16 protein-coding genes are annotated in these 17,372 nt (G+C 63.7%); 5 read left to right on the plus strand and 11 right to left on the minus strand.

Annotation, left to right across the window (positions count from 1 at the left end):
* The first annotated feature begins 141 nt into the window (after positions 1-141).
* A complete protein-coding gene (locus FJ977_RS13495; RefSeq protein WP_140772791.1) occupies positions 142-591 on the plus strand; it encodes a host attachment family protein in 450 nt (149 codons plus the stop codon).
* A gap of 220 nt (positions 592-811) precedes the next feature.
* Positions 812-2,596, plus strand: coding sequence for a cation:proton antiporter (locus FJ977_RS13500; RefSeq protein ID WP_140772073.1), 1,785 nt, complete (start codon positions 812-814; stop codon positions 2,594-2,596).
* Here FJ977_RS13500 and FJ977_RS13505 read toward each other — a convergent pair whose 3' ends face one another.
* Positions 2,597-3,403, minus strand: coding sequence for a helix-turn-helix transcriptional regulator (locus FJ977_RS13505; protein ID WP_140772075.1), 807 nt, complete (start codon positions 3,401-3,403; stop codon positions 2,597-2,599).
* 104 nt (positions 3,404-3,507) lie between these two features.
* Between FJ977_RS13505 and FJ977_RS13510 the strand changes: the two genes are divergently transcribed.
* Positions 3,508-4,428, plus strand: coding sequence for a zinc-binding dehydrogenase (locus FJ977_RS13510; RefSeq protein ID WP_140772077.1), 921 nt, complete (start codon positions 3,508-3,510; stop codon positions 4,426-4,428).
* Between the two features lie 9 nt (positions 4,429-4,437).
* On the opposite strand, the gene FJ977_RS13515 is transcribed toward FJ977_RS13510, so the two are convergent.
* The 9 genes from FJ977_RS13515 to FJ977_RS13555 form a co-directional block, all read right to left on the minus strand.
* Positions 4,438-5,190 carry an SDR family oxidoreductase gene (locus FJ977_RS13515; protein WP_027023639.1) on the minus strand — a complete coding sequence of 251 codons (753 nt, stop codon included), beginning with the start codon at positions 5,188-5,190 and terminating at the stop codon, positions 4,438-4,440.
* Positions 5,191-5,281: 91 nt separating this feature from the next.
* A complete protein-coding gene (locus FJ977_RS13520) occupies positions 5,282-7,540 on the minus strand; it encodes a transglycosylase domain-containing protein (protein ID WP_056577840.1) in 2,259 nt (752 codons plus the stop codon).
* A gap of 341 nt (positions 7,541-7,881) precedes the next feature.
* Entirely contained in the window at positions 7,882-8,265 is a 384-nt protein-coding gene (locus FJ977_RS13525) for a hypothetical protein (RefSeq protein WP_140772078.1), read from the minus strand.
* A gap of 75 nt (positions 8,266-8,340) precedes the next feature.
* Positions 8,341-9,390: a lactonase family protein gene (locus tag FJ977_RS13530; protein ID WP_246683065.1), complete on the minus strand. Its 1,050-nt coding sequence runs from the start codon at positions 9,388-9,390 to the stop codon at positions 8,341-8,343.
* A 274-nt stretch (positions 9,391-9,664) separates the two neighbouring features.
* Positions 9,665-9,811, minus strand: a complete 147-nt coding sequence (locus tag FJ977_RS13535) for a hypothetical protein (protein WP_027031097.1) — start codon at positions 9,809-9,811, stop codon at positions 9,665-9,667.
* Positions 9,812-9,836: 25 nt separating this feature from the next.
* The gene (locus FJ977_RS13540) at positions 9,837-10,091 is read right to left on the minus strand and encodes a GlsB/YeaQ/YmgE family stress response membrane protein (RefSeq protein WP_027056594.1); all 255 of its coding nucleotides are present in this window, start codon (positions 10,089-10,091) and stop codon (positions 9,837-9,839) included.
* Positions 10,092-10,199: 108 nt separating this feature from the next.
* A complete protein-coding gene (locus FJ977_RS13545) occupies positions 10,200-10,403 on the minus strand; it encodes a hypothetical protein (protein WP_140772080.1) in 204 nt (67 codons plus the stop codon).
* 143 nt (positions 10,404-10,546) lie between these two features.
* Positions 10,547-11,167: a ribonuclease D gene (locus FJ977_RS13550; RefSeq protein WP_140772082.1), complete on the minus strand. Its 621-nt coding sequence runs from the start codon at positions 11,165-11,167 to the stop codon at positions 10,547-10,549.
* 77 nt (positions 11,168-11,244) lie between these two features.
* A complete protein-coding gene (locus FJ977_RS13555; protein ID WP_140772083.1) occupies positions 11,245-12,630 on the minus strand; it encodes a M20/M25/M40 family metallo-hydrolase in 1,386 nt (461 codons plus the stop codon).
* Between the two features lie 422 nt (positions 12,631-13,052).
* On the opposite strand from FJ977_RS13555, the gene polA reads away from it, so the two are divergent.
* Both polA and FJ977_RS13565 read left to right on the plus strand, forming a co-directional pair.
* A complete protein-coding gene (gene polA, locus FJ977_RS13560) occupies positions 13,053-16,013 on the plus strand; it encodes a DNA polymerase I (protein ID WP_181179865.1) in 2,961 nt (986 codons plus the stop codon).
* A gap of 10 nt (positions 16,014-16,023) precedes the next feature.
* Positions 16,024-16,644: a LysE family translocator gene (locus tag FJ977_RS13565; protein WP_140772795.1), complete on the plus strand. Its 621-nt coding sequence runs from the start codon at positions 16,024-16,026 to the stop codon at positions 16,642-16,644.
* A gap of 95 nt (positions 16,645-16,739) precedes the next feature.
* Here FJ977_RS13565 and FJ977_RS13570 read toward each other — a convergent pair whose 3' ends face one another.
* Entirely contained in the window at positions 16,740-17,144 is a 405-nt protein-coding gene (locus tag FJ977_RS13570; RefSeq protein ID WP_140772085.1) for a Fur family transcriptional regulator, read from the minus strand.
* Positions 17,145-17,372: the final 228 nt, after the last annotated feature.

Below are 17,372 nucleotides of genomic sequence, written 5' to 3' on the forward strand. Positions count from 1 at the left end.
GGGCAGCGGGCGTTCAACAGACCTTGGCGGTGGGAACATTACCGCTTCGCAAGGCGTTCCCATCTCGCCCGCCATCCAAAACCGAAACCGCGGCGGAGTGCCGCGCAGGGCATCATGCAGCAGAGAAAGGAACCCGTCATCATGGGCACGATCAAGCTGAAGCACGGCATCTGGATCATGGTGGCCGATGGCGAAAAAGCGCTCTTCCTCAAGAATATCGGCGACAACAAGTTTCCCAACCTTGAGGTCGTGCAGATGATGGAGCAGGACAATCCGCCCACCCGCGAACAGGGGACCGACAGTCCAGGCCGGTACAATGACGGCCCGTCTGTGCATCGCAGCGCCGTCGAGGAGACGGACTGGCACCGGATCGGCAAGGAACGCTTCGCCGATGACATTGCCGCCCGGCTCTACAAGCTCGCGCATGGCGGGGCATTCGACGAGATCGTCCTTGTCGCGCCGCCAATGGTGCTAGGGACCATGCGCAAGAAATTGCACAAGGAGGTCGAGGGCAAAGTGGCCGCCGAAATTCCCAAGACGCTGACCAACCACGCCATATTCGAGATCGAGGCCTTGCTGCGGGCCGCCTGATCGCCGGCGGCAGACTAGCGCGAAACCGGGCGACAACATCGCGGGACTTCCGGCAGGCCGGCGGCTTTTCAGCCGCCGGCCGAGTATTTGCCGCCGCACCGTCGATTTTCGCGGCCTGCGGGTTGCATCAACGTCACCCCTTCCACCATATTGCAAAACAGGCGACGGCTTCGGGCGGCGCATATCCGACATCGCTAGCTTGAAAGGCGCTCCATAGACAATGCCGCATGACACGCCCCTTATCGCCACCATCGTCGCCGGTCTGGGGCTGGCTTTCGTCTTCGGAGCTCTCGCCAATCGGTTCCGAATTCCGCCGCTGGTCGGTTATCTCGTAGCCGGCGTGCTGGTCGGGCCGAACACGCCCGGTTTCGTCGCCGATGCCGGCCTTGCCAATGAACTGGCCGAAATCGGCGTCATCCTGCTGATGTTCGGCGTCGGCCTGCATTTCTCGCTCAAGGACCTGCTGTCGGTGCGCGCCATCGCCGTGCCCGGCGCCATCGTCCAGATCGGCTTCGCCACGGCACTCGGCGCCGGGCTGTCCTGGATGCTCGGCTGGTCGGTGGGCGCGGGCCTGGTGTTCGGCCTGGCGCTGTCGGTCGCCTCGACCGTGGTGCTGCTGCGCGCGCTTCAGGAACGCCGGCTTATCGAGACCGAGCGCGGCCGCATCGCCGTCGGCTGGCTGATCGTCGAGGACCTGGCCATGGTGCTGGCGCTGGTGCTGCTGCCGGCCCTTGCCGGCGTGCTGGGTGGCCAGGAACAGGCCGAAGCCCATGTCAGCGGCCTGCTGTCGTTGCCGGCCAGCTACGGCATCTGGGGCATCGTCGGCGTTACGCTGGCCAAGGTCGCCGCCTTCGTCGTCGTCATGCTGGTGGTCGGCCGCCGGGTCATTCCCTGGATCCTGCACTACGTCGCCCATACCGGGTCTCGCGAACTGTTCCGTCTCTCCGTGCTCGCCATTGCGCTCGGCGTCGCCTTCGGCGCGGCAAAACTGTTCGGCGTCTCGCTGGCGCTCGGCGCCTTCTTCGCCGGCATGATCATGAGCGAGTCCGAGCTCAGCCACCGCGCGGCGGAAGAATCGCTGCCGCTGCGCGATGCATTCTCGGTGCTGTTCTTCGTTTCGGTCGGCATGCTGTTCGACCCGTTCAGCCTGATCAGCAACGGCCTGCCGATCCTGGCGACGCTGGCCATCATCGTCATCGGCAAGTCGCTGGCCGCGTTCGTCATCGTCGTCGCCTTCGGCTATCCCCTGGCCACGGCCCTGATGATTTCGGCAAGCCTTGCCCAGATCGGCGAATTCTCCTTCATCCTGGCCGAGCTCGGCGTCGGGCTGAAACTTCTGCCCGAGCAGGGCCGCGACCTGATCCTGGCCGGCGCCATCCTGTCGATCGTGCTCAACCCGCTGATGTTCCTGATCATCGACTGGATGAAACCTTGGCTGGAAGCCCGCGCCGCCAAGACGGCACCGCCGGCGGACGCAAAGCCCGTCGGCCCGGCGACGGAACCAGGCCAGGTGGCTTCGGTTGCCGCCACGTCCAGGAAGGAAGACGGCCCGCCGCCGAGGACGACACTTGCCGGCCATGCCATCCTGATCGGCTACGGCCGTGTCGGCAGCCTTGTCGGTGCCGCGCTGAAAGATGCTGCCCTGCCCTTCCTCGTCATTGAGGACGCCGACAAGACGCTGGCCAGGCTGAAAGCGGACGGCATCGAAACCGTCGCCGGCAATGCGGCCAACGCCGAAGTGTTCGCCGCCGCCAATCCCGAAGGCGCCAGCCGGCTGATCCTCGCCATCCCCAACGCGTTCGAGGCCGGCCAGATCGTACTGCGCGCGCGCGCCGCCAAACCCGGCATCAACGTCGTCGCCCGCGCCCATTCCGATGCCGAGGTCGAGCATCTCAAAGGGCTCGGCGCCGACACGGTGATCATGGGCGAACGGGAGATCGCGCGCGGGATCGTGGAAGAGGTGCTCGGTAACAAGCCATCCGCGACTGAACCGTCCGCCGCCTGATCACGCCACGAAAGCAGACCCGCCATTGCGTGCGATGCTGCTGAGATACTGTGCGGGAGGCTTGCCGAGCGCCTTTTTGAACATGGTGATGAAGGCGGTGACGGACTCATAGCCCAGATCGCCCGAAACCCGCTGAACGCTTGCCCCGGAAGCCAGCTCCCTTATCGCGACGATCAAGTGCAATTGCTGGCGCCAGCGGCCGAAGCTTAAGCCAGTCTCCTTTACGACGAGACGGGCGAGACTGCTCTGGCTGAGTGCAACGCGGCTGGCCCACTCCGCCAGCGTGCTGCGGTCAGCCGGATCGTCCGCCAACGCTTCGGCGATCCGCCGCAAGCGCGGCTCGGAAGACAGAGGCAGATGCAATTGCTGGACCGGCATATCAGGCAGTTCGGCGAGCAGGAAATTCCCCAGGAAAGCGCACCTCGCGTCGTCAGGTGCGCAGTCCGACAGTTCGATGATGAGTTCACGCAGCAGCGGCGAGATCGAAAGCGTACAGCACCGATCCGGCAGTTCGGCCGCGCCCGGCTCGATGTAAACGAAGAAAATCCGCGCATTGGCCGTGGCGATGTTGCTGTGCCGCATGCGGCTTGGCACCCACACGCCGCAATGTGGCGGCACCATCCAGAGGCCACTGGGAACGCGGCAGGTGACGCCGCCGCCGAGCGCGAAGACGAGTTGTCCCTTGCGATGCCAATGCTGCGACACCTCGGCCTTGGTTTCGGTGACGTCGACGCGCACCGCGATCGCCGGAGCAAGGACGTCGTCGACATCGAAATCGAGCCATGGGTATCGGAGAGGTTGTCTCATGATTGCCCGTTTTTAGCGATCGATTGATTTTATATCTAGATTATTCGATCGCACAAATCGGTAGGCTCGGGGTCGTTTTCGCCACCATTGGCAAAGGTGTACCCATGCTCGCGCTCACCGTCTGTTCCGACAACGCAGCCAGATTGAAACTCACCGAGGTGGACGAGCCACGCCCTTGCGCGAACGAAGCGCTGATCGCCGTCCACGCAACCTCGTTGAACCGCGGCGAACTGCGCCTGCTGGCCATACGCGCGAACGGCTGGATACCTGGCCAGGACGTCGTTGGGGTCGTGGAGCAGGCGGCGGCCGATGGCTCCGGGCCGGCCGTCGGCACAAGGGTCGTGGCCCTGGTCGACGAAGCCGGCTGGGCCGAACGTGTCGCCGTTCCGACCGATCGTCTCGCCGTCCTGCCCGATGAGGTCGGCTTCATCTCGGCGGCCACGCTTCCGGTCGCGGGCACGACGGCGCTGAGGACGTTGCGCCATGGCGGTGACCTCGCCGGCCTAAAGGTCCTGATCACCGGCGCGAGCGGCGCGGTCGGCCGTTTCCAGATCCAGATCGCCCGCGAGCAAGGCGCCTCGGTGACCGCGATCGCAGCCGCCCGGCATGCCGGGGATCTCCGCGATCTCGGCGCCCAGCAGATGGTCGAGGCGATCGAACTGGCCGAAGGTCCTTTCTCGCTGATCACCGAGTCGGTCGGCGGCGAGAGCCTCGCCCACGCGATCGAACGCGTCGCACCCGGCGGGACCATCGTCATGTTCGGTTCGAGCAGCGGCGAACTCACGCCGGTTGGCTTCCGCCAGTTCGTTCCAGGCCATGAGGGGGCGAGGCTTCAGACCTTCGCCTACTACACGTCCGGCTCAGGCATCGGCGCCGACATCGCCGCTCTGCTCGCCCTGGTCGCGGCTGGTCGGCTGGAAACCCGCGTCGCCCTGACCGTGCCGTGGAATGATATCGCCCAGGCCCTGGACGCCCTGCGGCAGCGCAGCTTCAGCGGCAAGGCCGTTCTCACGATCGCAGGATGAGCCCCCGCCTCACACGTGCTGGCCACCATTGATGTGGATTTCCGAGCCGGTCACATAGGAGGCCTGCTGCGAGCACAGGAAGAAGATGATGTCCGCGACCTCGGCCGTGGTGCCGAGACGCCTGAGCGGAATGGTCTCGACGATCTTGTCCGTGCCCGGCGACAGGATCGCGGTGTCGATCTCGCCCGGCGCGATGGCGTTGACGCGGATGCCGTGCGGGCCGAAATCATGCGCCATCTCGCGCGTCAGTGAGCCGAGAGCCGCCTTCGAGGTTGCATAGGCGGTACCGGCAAAAGGATGCACGCGCGTGCCGGCGATCGAGGTGACGTTGACGATCGAGCCCTTGGCCGCGGCCAACTCCTTGAACAACCCCCGCGCAAGCATGATCGGCGCGAAGAAATTGACTTGGAACACGTCGCGCCAGACATGCATCGGCGTGTCGATCGAGTTCATACGGCTGTTGCCGTCCTTGAGCTTGGGCGAGATACCGGCATTGTTGACCAGCGCATGCAACTGGCCGCCATGCGCTTCCAGCCGATGGCGGATCTCCGAGACGGCGATGCCGACATCTTCCTGGTCGGCAAGATCGACCTTGATGTGGTCTTCCGGACCGGCCGGCCACGGGCAATCCTCGGCGAAAGCCTGGCGCGAGCAGGTGATGACGCGCCAGCCCTCGCGCGAAAAGCGCTTGACCGTGGCGTGGCCGATGCCGCGGCTGGCGCCGGTCAGCACGATGGTTTTTCTAGTGTCGAGTTCAGCCATGTCACGGTCTCCGGGCCGGAGATGTAGCCGAACACCGTGGCGCTGGCGAGAGGCGGATTGACGCCGCTGCAAACCGCCGAGGCCGTCGCCGTCAGCCGCCGCCCAGAATATCCAGGATCGAGGTCTGCCGCTTCTTGAGCGGGCCGCCGACACTGCCTGGTGGCACGGGATGCCCGACCGAAGCGGTGGTGCCGTCATCCGCGGGCATGTTGAAGCCGTCGGCATCGACGGTCTGGGCAGGCCGCGCCACGCGGGCCGGCGCTGCTGGCTGGGCGGCCGGCGCCTGTTGGCCAACGGATACCGACGGAACCGGAGCCTGCTGGTTGTTGTCGGCCGAAGGTATGTCGTCGGGCACGATTGTATCGGCCGGCGTCGACTTCCAAGTGCCGGGCAGCGGCCGCACCGGTACGCCTTCATGCGCGGCGACCATGAACTCATGCCAGGCCTGCGCCGGCAGAGCGCCGCCGGTCACCTTCTTCATCGCCGTGCCGTCATCATTGCCGAACCACACGCCGGTGGTGAGATTGGCGGTGTAGCCGACGAACCAGGCATCGCGCGAATTCTGGCTGGTGCCGGTCTTGCCTGCCGACGGCCAGGCGAAGGCCGCCTTCTTTGCCGAGCCGAACTCGACCGTGCCCATCATCATCGAATTCATCATGCCGACGATCTCGGGCTTGACGACACGCGGCGCGTTGCCGCCACCGCTGTCATAGAGCACCTTGCCCTCGGCGGTGGTGATGCGGCGGATGAAATGGATGTCCGGCTTGTAGCCGCCATTGGCGAACGGCACATAGGCCGAGGTCAGTTCCAGCGGCGTCACTTCCGAAGTGCCGAGCGCAATCGAGGTGTTGGCCTGCAAATCGGACTGGATGCCCATGCGATGCGCGGCCTCGACCACCGCGTTCGGCCCGACCTCCATGGTCAGCTGCGCGGCGACCGAGTTCAGCGATTTGGCCAGCGCCGTCGCCAGCGTCACCTTGCCAAAGTACTTGCCGCCGTAATTGTCGGGTGTCCAGTTGCCGATCTTGATCGGCGCGTCGTTGCGCACACTGTCGGGCGTGCGGCCCGCCTCAAGGGCGGCCATATAGACAAACGGCTTGAACGCCGAGCCGGGCTGGCGGCGCGCTTCCGAGGCGCGATCGAACTGGCTGGTCGAATAGTCATAACCGCCGACCATGGCACGCACCGCGCCGGAATCGTCGATCGACACAAGCGCGCCCTGGGTGACGTTGAGCTTCTTGCCGCTGTCGTCGATCAGTTTGCGGATCGATTGCTCGGCAAGTTTCTGCAGGTTCAGGTCGACGGTGGAGTCGATGACGATATCGCCGCGCACATCGCCGATCAGGTCGGGCAGTTCTTCCATGATGGCGTCGGCGACATAGTTTTCCGAGCCGGTCCAGTAGGACGGCGAGCGCGTCGCCGGCGCGCTGAGCGCCGTCTTCAGCTCCTTGTCGCTGATCTTGCCCTCCTCGCGCATGGCGGCGAGCACGAGTTGCGAACGTTCCTCGGCGGCCTTCGGATCGCGCGCCGGCGACAACCGCGACGGCGCTTTCAGCAAGCCGGCCAGCAGGGCTGCTTCCGACAGGGTGACGTCGCGAGCGCTCTTGCCGAAATAGCGCCGCGAAGCCGCCTCGACGCCATAGGCGCCGGAGCCGAAATAGACCCGGTTGAGGTACATTTCGAGGATCTGGTCCTTGGTGTGCTTGTGCTCCAGCCACAGCGCCAGAAGCACCTCCTGCACCTTGCGCTCCAGTGTGCGGTCGGGCTTCAGGAACAGGTTCTTCGCCAATTGCTGCGTCAGCGTCGAGCCGCCTTGCGAGAAATGCCCGCCGAGCAGGTTCGTCACCATGGCGCGCGAAAGGCCGATCGGGTCGACACCGAAATGCGAATAGAACCGGCGATCCTCGATGGCGATGACGGCTTCCGGAATATAGGGCGACATTTCGTGCAGGCCGACGGCTTCACCACCGCTCATGCCGCGATTGGCGAGCAACTGGCCATCGGCCGAAACAATCTTGATATTGGGAGCGCGGTCGGGGATCGACCAGGTCGTGGCCGCCGGCATCTTGGCCCCGTAGTAGATAACGACGCCGGCCACCGCGATGCCGCCCCAGATGGCGAGCACGAAGCACCAGTAGAACAGCCGGCCGAGCACGCCGAACAGGCCGCGCCGGCTTCTGCCACGCCCACCGCGCGACGATTTCGCCTTCGACGATTTGCGTTTGGCGGAGGCTTTGCGGTTGCTTGGCACGACGCGATCCTCCTCGCTCACCGAAAGACCCGGTTGGGATCGCGCCTGTGGCGGTCCCTCGAAACTGGGCTCGATGCGGCTGTCTCTGCGGTTCGCCATGCGCTGTGCTTGATATCCCCGGGGCCAATGGCGTCCGGGTTGAAGAGTAGATGCGGCGATTTAAGGGCGGGTTAAGTCGGAAAAATTCAAAACGATTGATAGTCAAATGCCTGGGATCCGGCATTTAGCGCTCGGTTCGAGACCTGCTTTTGCCGCTGGCAGGCGGCCCACCACGATGGAACAATCCTCGCCGTGGCATTTTTGCCTGGGGCCACTCTCAACCGCGACCAAGACGGTCGCGGACATGTTCCGCGTTAGGGCGCGATCGCAAATGGTTGCAACTTCGCGTTCGACCGCGCCCTAAATCACCCGTCATCAGGTGATCACCTGGTGGACATGCGTCAGCCGATCGCCGCACGAACCGAGAGCGCTGCCCTGGACGATTGCATAACCTCGCCGACATGGCAGTAACAGACGATCTCGTGCAGTTGGTGGTCGGTCAGCTCGAAGAAGCGCTTGGCTTCGCCATAGCTGTCGTCTTTCAGACCCTCGTCGTGCAATATGGGGTCCGTGAAGGCAACCGCTATCGGCGAGCCATCGCCTCGCATGACATCGCGCTCGGGCGGCGCACGGTATTCTGTCCCGGCAAGCGCGGTGAGCAGCCGGCTGGGCTCACGTTCAAGAAGTTCTGCCCAACGGACAAGACGCTGGGTACGACTCATTACCGGCTGTGTGGTGCTGACCTCGGCAACTGCATGCAGTTGGTCCAGTGTTTGGTGCTTCATGGCAACCTCCTACTCGTTAGGTTGGTTGGCCCCAAACGCCCTATACCGACATCATAGCGCCGAAGCGTCGATCCGTCATTCTAATTCCATGTCGGAGTGATCGCTGTTCCGGTGCCACGCCGATGCAATGGCCTCGCCTTGCCGGCAATTTTCAACGCCACCGAGTATCGACGACAGAGCGAAAAAGGCCAGCGTCCGCTCCTCGCAGGTCACCGCCACGACACTGTTCGACCGGTCGATGTCGAGGCCTTTCGGGCCGCCTTCCTCGGGGCTGGCCCTGCCGCGCAGGAAGGTTTCCTCGTCGAGCACGGCAACCGAGCGCACCGGCGCGCGATGCCCGCTCCAGCCACTGTCGCCGGCGTAGACGTTCACGACCCGGCTGCCTGCATCGGCGACGATGATATGCCGGTCATCCCTGGTGAAACGCACACCATGCGGATAGCCCGCGTTCCGTAGGACCCCGGCGGGTTCGGTATCAGGCCCAAGCGACGCGGACATACGGTAGAGTTTCACGTCCTGGGTGCCGTGGCTGCTGACCGCGATCCACCGGCCGTCATGGCTGAGCGCAATACCGTCCGGTATATCGAGACCACGCTCCAGCAGCCGCTGATTGCCTGTCGTGCGATAGCCAAGCCACCGGTTGATCACATGGCGGGTCACCAGATGCGTGTAGTTGTTGCAGACCAGAAGGCTGACGCGGCCGCGCGACTCGGGCCTGACGGCAATCGAACCCGGCGAATTCAGTTTGCAAAGCCGCCTGCCCCGGACTCGGCGAATGGCTGATATCTCGCGGCTTTGACCGGCCGGCTCCTCGCGGGGCAACCCGAATATAGCGACCATCCCGTCGCGGTTGGCAATCGCCAGGGTGCGGTCATCGATGAAATCCAGGCCATGGATTTCGCCCATATTATCTGACGTCAGCTGCATGAAATCGCGGATCGTCACATCGGGACCATCAGATCCGGCCTCGATGTCGATGCGCAGGACCAACAAGCGCTTGCGCGCATAGCCGGCAATTGCCAGCAATCGATTGTCCGGTGAAAAGCGCAGGTCTTCCGTGCGTCCGATCGCCGAAAGCGCCGCCCGCACCGCCGCGTTCGCCTTGAAGTCTATTCCGGCGATCATCCGTTCTCCGCACGGGAGGTCGAACGATGGAGGAAATAGAGAATTGTCTTGCTGCCCCCGGCCCATTTGATGGCTGTCTGCCCCCGCTTTTGCCGGCGCCGACTAAGCCTGATGGCGCCCTGGACGGTCAAGCGGAATGCGGGAACCCTGGGGCGACGGCAATGCCGCGCAGCCCCGGATTTCGGGCCGCCAGCCACGTCCCCCGCCTTTATCGATCAACTCTGCCCGCCATCCGGAAATCAAGCGGCATGACAACCCCAAATCGGCGGCTGGCTCAGTTCTGCTGGATCGAAATGCCCTTGTCGTCAATCTTGAGCTCGACGCCTTTCGGCTTCGTCTGCTCGCGGTAGACATAGGCGCCAAGCGCGATGACAACGACGACGAGCGCGCCAATGAGGAGGTAGAGTGTGTTCTGCTTCACGGCGCGCCCTTTGTCGTTTCGAGCCTCAGGCTCGCTTCAGAACCTTGACCAGCACCAAAAGGATGATGGCGCCGATCGTGGCGTGGATGATGGAAGCTATGATGCCGCCGCCGATGGAGAAACCGATCCGCGGGAACAGCCAGCCGGCGATGAAGGCGCCGACGATGCCGACGATGATGTTGCCGATCAGGCCGAAGCCGAAACCGGAAACGATGAGACCGGCAAGCCAGCCGGCGATGGCACCAATGATGATGAAGACGAGAAGGCTTTCGACGCCCATGGCGATTTCCTCCGAGCAGGAGGGCGAACGCGGAGCGGAAGGCTCCGAATCGGCCCCGATATCAACGGCTTCAGGCTATTCGAAAGCAGCTGGTCCCGCCAGCGGCGCTCATTGATCGTCGTCGTCGCTGGAAGTCGGCCGCCAGCTGGTCGGCTCGACCTTCTTTTGCGTATGGCTGTCGGTATAGACCCACCAGCCGTCATCGCGGTATTGCCCGATGGATTCGTTGAGCACGCCGTCGCTGTCCTTCCAGGTGATGGTGACCTTGGAGCCATCGGTCGGCGCGGTCGATATCGGCTTCCTGTCCACCATTTCGTCCCCCTTTTCGAGCAATTCCGGGACGTGTGTAGCGGTATTTCGTCCGGAATCGCGAAAGCAAGTAATTCAAGCCCACAGAACGCGACGGCCGGCATCTGGTTCCAACCGGCCGGAGGCGCGGGTCGCCGCGAAGACGGTCAGCTGTGAGCGAAGATATCCTCTTCGTCCCAGCCCATCAGGTCAAGCTTGGCCCGCGTCGGCAGGAAGCGGAAGCAGGCATCGGCCTCCTTGGTCCGCCCATCGCGTGCCAACCGCCCGGCCAGCACGTCGCGCAGCCGGTGCAGATACAGCACGTCGGAAGCGGCATATTCGAGCTGTTCGGGAGACAGCGTCTCAGCCGCCCAGTCGGACGATTGCTGCGCCTTGGACAGGCCGACGCCGAGCAACTCGTAGCAGATGTCCTTCAACCCGTGACGGTCGGTATAGGTGCGCGTCAGCCGCGACGCGATCTTGGTGCAGAACACCGGCTCCGGCATCACCCCGAAGGCATTGTAAAGCACGGCGAGATCGAAGCGCCCGTAGTGGAACAGCTTCGTCACGCTGCGGTTCCTGAGCAGGCTGACGAGGTTCGGCGCCTTCTTCTGGCCGGGTGCGATCTGGATGACGTCGGCGCTGCCGTCGCCGGGCGAGATCTGCACCACGCAGAGCCGGTCGCGATGCGGGTTCAGCCCCAGCGTCTCGGTATCGATGGCCACTGCCCCGACATTGTAATGCGAAAGGTCGGACAGATCCTGCTTGTGGAAACGAATGTCGGCCATTGTCTTCTCCGGTCGCGGCGTACCCCGTCCTCGCCGCGATCCGGTGAAAAATCAACAGGAAAACGACTTTCCCGCGCTCAGCGCGTCAGCGCGTCCAGAATGCGGGCCCAGGAGCGCTGCCCCTTGTGGAAGGAGTTCAGCTCGTATTTCTCGTTGGGCGAGTGGATGCGGTCGTCGTCGAGGCCAAACCCGACCAGCAGCGATTCCATGCCGAGATAGGTCTGGAAGTCGCCGACCACGGGGATCGAACCGCCGCTGCCGGTCGTCACCGCGGGCTTGGGCCATTCGTCGGACAGCGCATCCTTGGCCTTTGCCAGGAACGGCGAATCGTAGGAAAGCTGGATTGCCGGCGAACCGCCATGGGCGTGGAATTCGACCGAGCAGTCGGCCGGGATGCGGTCTTCGACGAACTTGCGGAAGGCGGCGCGGATTTTCTTCGGATCCTGCTTGTGGACGAGGCGGAACGACACCTTGGCGGAGGCTTCCGCCGAGATCACAGTCTTGAACCCCTTGCCGGTGTAGCCGCCAATGATGCCGTTGAACTCGGCTGTCGGCCGAGCCCAGGTCAATTCCAGCACCGAGCGGCCCTTTTCGCCTGATGGGATCGACAGGCCGACAGGTCCAAGGAAGGTCTCGGCCGTCTCGCCGAGCGTCTCCCAGGATTTCAGCACCTGCGACGGCGTCTCCTCGACACCGTCATAGAAACCCGGAATGGTGATGTGGCCATCCTTGTCATGGATGTCGGCCAGCACCTTGGCAAGGATGCGGATCGGGTTGGCGGCGGCCCCGCCATAGAGCCCCGAATGCAGGTCGCGGTCGGCGGCCTTCATCGTGATCTCCTCGCCGACAAGCCCGCGCAGTGCCACGCAGATCGACGGCGTGTCACGGTTCCACATGCCGGTATCGCAGACCAGCGCGAAGTCGGCCTTGAGCTCTTCGGCATTGGCCTCAAGGAACGGTTTCAGCGACGGCGAGCCGGATTCCTCCTCACCCTCGAACAGGATGGTGATACGGCACGGCAGGTTGCCATGCTCCTGCTTCCAGGCGCGGCAAGCCTCGACAAAAGTCATCAACTGGCCCTTGTCGTCGGCCGAGCCACGCCCTGTGATCACCTTGTGGTCGGGGCCGACCTCCTTGATCGCTGGCGCGAACGGATCGTTTTCCCAGAGTTCGATCGGATCGACCGGCTGCACGTCGTAATGGCCATAGAACAACACATGCGGCGAACCGGCCGGCCCATCATGATGCGCAACCACCATCGGATGTCCTGGCGTGTCGCGCACGCTGGCATCGAAGCCGATCAGCTTGAGTTCCGCCACCAGCCATTCCGCCGCTTTGCGGCAGTCGGCGGCATAGGCGGGATCGGTGGAGATCGACTTGATCCTGAGCAGGCCGAACAGGCGCTCCAGGCTCTGGTCGAGATTCTGGTCGAGGCGGTCGAGGACGGGGGAAACTGCGGACATTTGGCAAGCCTTTCGATTCAGTGCCAGAACCGTAAAGGCAGAGCGGCGAAACGAAAAGCCCGTGACCATTGGACCACGGCCCGCAACGGCCGCCACAAGGCAAAAAAAGACCGCCGTGGTGGAGGGGGAACCACGGCGGCCTCGTACTCGAAACGATGCGGCAGCCCGGAGAGGGGGGGATAGGCTGCCGCAGTTGTCCGGGATAGGCGGGGGACGGGCCTTGCTCCGGACTTCGGCGAAAACTGCCGATGACGTGTATTTGGGTCTGTGAAGGTGGCGATTCAAGGGCATCAACGTTACACTTTTGTAACGTGCCCGTGAGCGGATCTGTATAACCCAATCTGTCAGGGTGTTGACGGAACCGATATCCGGCGATGTCTTTGGCATGGACCAAGCCATCGCGCCGCGCTATCCCTGCCGGCATGAAAAAAGGCGACCATCTCTTCCTCATCGACGGTTCCGGCTACATCTTCCGGGCCTATCACGCCCTGCCGCCGCTGACCCGCAAGTCCGACGGCCTGCCGGTCGGTGCCGTTTCCGGTTTCTGCAACATGCTGTGGAAGCTGATGCAGGATGCCCGCAACACCGATGTAGGCATTGTGCCGACGCATTTCGCGGTCATCTTCGACTATTCCTCGAAGACCTTCCGCAATGATCTCTACCCCGAATACAAGGCCAACCGTTCGGCGCCGCCCGAGGACCTGATCCCGCAATTCGGCCTGATCCGCCAGGCGACCAAGGCGTTCAACCTGCCCTGCATCGAGATGGAAGGCTTCGAGGCCGACGATCTTATCGCCACCTATTGCCGGCTGGCGCGCGAAGCCGGCGGCGACACCACCATCATCTCCTCCGACAAGGATTTGATGCAGCTGGTCGGCGATACGGTCGGCATGTACGACCCGATGAAGGATCGCCAGATCGGCATTCCCGAGGTCATCGAGAAGTGGGGCGTGCCGCCGGAAAAGATGGTCGATCTGCAGGCGTTGACCGGCGATTCGGTCGACAATGTGCCTGGCGTGCCGGGCATTGGGCCGAAGACGGCGGCGCAGTTGCTGGAGCAGTTCGGCGACCTCGACGGGCTGCTGGCCCGCGCCGGCGAGATCAAGCAGGACAAGAGGCGCGAATCGATCATCGCCAATACCGACAAGGCGCTGATCTCGCGCCAGTTGGTGACGCTGAAGAACGACGTGCCGGTGGCCGAGGGGCTGGACGATTTCGTCCTCCACGCGCCGGACGGGCCGAAGCTGATCGGTTTCTTGAAGACCATGGAATTCACCTCGCTGACCCGCCGCGTGGCGGAAGCGACCGGCACCGAGGCAGGCGACGTCCAGGCCGTCGCGGTGACCGTCGAGCGCGCCGACAATGCACATGGCCCCGATGTGGGCGCCGGATCGCCGGTTGTGGCCCGGAGCGGTGCCACTGGGCCAGGTCAAGCCGAGGACGCAACGGCGCCCGCGACGGACATTGCGAAGCAAGGCGATACACCTTCCCTGCTCTCGGCCTTGCGGCTGGAGCGCGCGGCAACCCGCAAGATCGACACCTCGGCCTATCCCTGCATTCGCGATATCTCGACGCTGAAAGCATGGGTCGCCGAGGCGCGGGAGGCCGGCGTCGCCGCCTTCGACGTCAGGGCGACGTCGGCAGATCCTATGCAGGCCGAACTGATCGGCATGGCGATCGCCACGGCGCCCGGCCGCGCCGGCTACATTCCCTTCGCCCACAAGAGCGGCAATGGTGATCTGCTCGGCGGCGGCACGCTCGAAAACCAGATCCCGCTTCGCGAGGCTCTGGCGGCGCTGAAGCCGCTGCTCGAGGACAAATCGGTCCTCAAGATCGCGCAGAACCTGAAATACGACCTGGTCATCATGAGCCGCTACGGCATCGATGTCGCGCCGTTCGACGACACCATGCTGATCTCCTACGTCCTCGATGCCGGCACCCCGCATGGTCACGGCATGGACGCGCTGGCCGAGAAATGGCTTGGCCACACCCCGCTCCAGCTCAAGGATGTGACCGGTTCGGGCAAGAGCTCGGTCGGTTTCGACCAGGTCGACATCGACAGGGCGACCGCGCACGCCGCCGAAGACGCCGACGTGACGCTGCGGCTCTGGCTGGTGCTGAAGCCCCGACTTGCCGCCAAGGGCCTGGTCTCGGTCTATGAGCGGCTGGAGCGGCCGCTGGTGCCGGTGCTGGCGCGCATGGAACAGCGCGGCATCTCGGTCGACCGGCAGATCCTGTCCAGGCTGTCGGGCGAACTGGCGCAAGGTGCCGCCCGGCTCGAAGAGGAAATCTATCAGCTCATCGGTGAACGCATCAACATCGGCTCGCCCAAGCAGCTCGGCGACATATTGTTCGGCCGCATGGGCCTGCCCGGCGGCTCCAAGACCAAAACCGGGCAATGGTCGACCTCGGCGCAGCTGCTGGAAGACCTTGCCGCCGAAGGCCACGAGCTGCCGCGCAAGATCGTCGACTGGCGCCAGCTCACTAAGCTGAAATCGACCTATACCGATGCGCTGCCCGGCTTCATCCATCCCGACACAAAACGCGTCCACACCTCCTACGCGCTGGCCGCGACGACGACGGGCCGGCTGTCATCCTCCGACCCGAACCTGCAGAACATTCCGGTGCGCACCGCCGAAGGCCGCAAGATCAGGACCGCCTTCATCGCCGACAAGGGCAATCGGCTGGTCTCGGCCGACTACAGCCAGATCGAACTGCGCGTGCTTGCCCATGTCGCCGAGATCCCGCAGCTGCGGCAGGCTTTCGCCGATGGCGCCGATATCCACGCCATCACCGCATCGGAAATGTTCAACGTTCCCGTGGAAGGCATGCCTTCCGAGATACGCCGCCGCGCCAAGGCGATCAATTTCGGCATCATCTACGGCATCTCGGCCTTCGGCCTCGCCAACCAGCTGTCGATCCCGCGCGAGGAAGCCAGCAACTACATCAAGAAGTACTTCGAACGCTTCCCAGGCATCCGCGATTATATCGAGGAAACCAAGGCCTATGCCCGTGAGCACGGCTTCGTCGAAACGATCTTCGGCCGCCGCATCCATTATCCCGATATCCGCTCGTCCAACCCGTCGCTGCGCGCTTTCAACGAGCGCGCCTCGATCAACGCCCGCCTGCAAGGCACCGCCGCCGACATCATCCGCCGCGCCATGGTGCGCATGGAGGAAGCGCTGGAGAAGGCCAAGCTGTCGGCCCGCATGCTCTTGCAGGTGCATGACGAACTGATCTTCGAAACGGTCGAGGCGGAAGTCGAGGCGACGATCCCCGTCGTGCGCCACGTCATGGAAAACGCGGCAATGCCGGCGGTGTCGATGTCGGTCCCGCTGCATGTCGATGCGCGGGCGGCGAACAACTGGGACGAGGCGCATTGACGTGGGGGCAATGCTGCCGTTCTCGACGGCCACATTCCTGTCGTTCACGCTTGCGTCCCTGCTGATCGAACTGACGCCAGGCCCCAACATGACCTATCTGGCGCTGGTCTCGGCGAGCGACGGTCGCCGCGCCGGCTTCGCCACCGTGGCCGGCATCGCGGTGGGCCTCGCGTTCATCGGCGGCATCGCTGCCTTGGGCGTTGCCGAACTGATCCAGGCTTCATCCTTGCTTTACGAGGGGCTCCGCTGGGCAGGCATACTGTTCCTGCTTTATCTCGCCTGGGAGGGCTGGACCGCTGGGACCGATGTGGTCTCGAGCGATAGCGATCCGGGCGGGAAATATTTCTTGCGCGGGCTTGTCACCAATCTCCTCAATCCGAAGGCGGCGATCTTCTATGTCGCCGTACTGCCGACCTTCGTCGAGGCTGGACGACCGATACTTGCCCAAACTGTCGTGCTGACCTTGATCTATGTGGCTGTGGCGACCGCCATCCATGCACTGATTGTCATATTGGCCGGAGCCCTGCAGCCATTCCTAAACGATCCACGGCTGGAGCGGACCAGCCGACGGCTGCTTTCGGCCTTGCTGGCGCTCGTTGCAGTCTGGTTCGCCTGGTCGACCGCGCGTTAAGGCATGATGCTGAAAAGCGGAAACCGGTTTTCGCAAGAGATCGGGCTGAAACAAGGAAAGAGCCTCATCCCGATTCCATCGGCATGGAACAGGCCCTAGGCCGCTTCGGCCCGGCACTTGGCACATGTGCCGCGAAACTCGATCACCGCCTTCTTGGCGGCGAAGCCGGTCGAACTCACCCATTCGTTCAGCCGGTGGTCGACGTCGTGATCCGACATTTCGTTCACCTGCCCGCACGTGTCGCAGATCGCGAAAGCTGTCATCGAATGACTGTGGTCGTGCGGCTCGGCGCAGGCGACGAAGGAATTGATGCTTTCCAGCCGGTGCACGAAGCCGGACTTCACCAGCGTGTCGAGCGCGCGATAGACCTGCAGCGGCGCGCGGAAGCCGCGCTCACGCAACTGGTCGAGCAAGGTATAGGCACTGAGCGGTCCGCTGGCGGTCTCGAGCTTCTCGAGCACGCACAACTGGTTTTTCGTCAGCACATCCCTCGCAGCCATGGTCCTGTTCCAACTTGTTCTGCGCCATCCGCAGGCTGTTTGCCGGTGCAAACGTTCCAATGCCATTCAGATAGCGACGAACCGTCGTCTTTGCTACTCTTCTGTTGTTGTCCAGAACCAATCGACGGCGTTCCGGCACATTTGATGATGGCAGGCCTGATGGCGTAGCGACATTCAAAATACTGACAAAATCCTCAACGAGGGTAATCTCGCTTGGGAAATTCGATC

Origin of the sequence: Mesorhizobium sp. B2-1-3A, assembly GCF_006442655.1 — a bacterium.
In the GTDB taxonomy this organism is placed as follows: Bacteria; Pseudomonadota; Alphaproteobacteria; order Rhizobiales; family Rhizobiaceae; genus Mesorhizobium.

What these genes read in the sequence shown, in the direction of transcription:
- FJ977_RS13495 (WP_140772791.1), top strand. Translation starts at nt 142, where the DNA reads ATGGGCACGATCAAGCTGAAGCACGGCATCTGGATCATGGTGGCCGAT.
- FJ977_RS13500 (WP_140772073.1), top strand. Translation starts at nt 812, where the DNA reads ATGCCGCATGACACGCCCCTTATCGCCACCATCGTCGCCGGTCTGGGG.
- FJ977_RS13505 (WP_140772075.1), bottom strand. Translation starts at nt 3,403, where the DNA reads ATGAGACAACCTCTCCGATACCCATGGCTCGATTTCGATGTCGACGAC.
- FJ977_RS13510 (WP_140772077.1), top strand. Translation starts at nt 3,508, where the DNA reads ATGCTCGCGCTCACCGTCTGTTCCGACAACGCAGCCAGATTGAAACTC.
- FJ977_RS13515 (WP_027023639.1), bottom strand. Translation starts at nt 5,190, where the DNA reads ATGGCTGAACTCGACACTAGAAAAACCATCGTGCTGACCGGCGCCAGC.
- FJ977_RS13520 (WP_056577840.1), bottom strand. Translation starts at nt 7,540, where the DNA reads ATGGCGAACCGCAGAGACAGCCGCATCGAGCCCAGTTTCGAGGGACCG.
- FJ977_RS13525 (WP_140772078.1), bottom strand. Translation starts at nt 8,265, where the DNA reads ATGAAGCACCAAACACTGGACCAACTGCATGCAGTTGCCGAGGTCAGC.
- FJ977_RS13530 (WP_246683065.1), bottom strand. Translation starts at nt 9,390, where the DNA reads ATGATCGCCGGAATAGACTTCAAGGCGAACGCGGCGGTGCGGGCGGCG.
- FJ977_RS13540 (WP_027056594.1), bottom strand. Translation starts at nt 10,091, where the DNA reads ATGGGCGTCGAAAGCCTTCTCGTCTTCATCATCATTGGTGCCATCGCC.
- FJ977_RS13545 (WP_140772080.1), bottom strand. Translation starts at nt 10,403, where the DNA reads ATGGTGGACAGGAAGCCGATATCGACCGCGCCGACCGATGGCTCCAAG.
- FJ977_RS13550 (WP_140772082.1), bottom strand. Translation starts at nt 11,167, where the DNA reads ATGGCCGACATTCGTTTCCACAAGCAGGATCTGTCCGACCTTTCGCAT.
- FJ977_RS13555 (WP_140772083.1), bottom strand. Translation starts at nt 12,630, where the DNA reads ATGTCCGCAGTTTCCCCCGTCCTCGACCGCCTCGACCAGAATCTCGAC.
- polA (WP_181179865.1), top strand. Translation starts at nt 13,053, where the DNA reads ATGAAAAAAGGCGACCATCTCTTCCTCATCGACGGTTCCGGCTACATC.
- FJ977_RS13565 (WP_140772795.1), top strand. Translation starts at nt 16,024, where the DNA reads ATGCTGCCGTTCTCGACGGCCACATTCCTGTCGTTCACGCTTGCGTCC.
- FJ977_RS13570 (WP_140772085.1), bottom strand. Translation starts at nt 17,144, where the DNA reads ATGGCTGCGAGGGATGTGCTGACGAAAAACCAGTTGTGCGTGCTCGAG.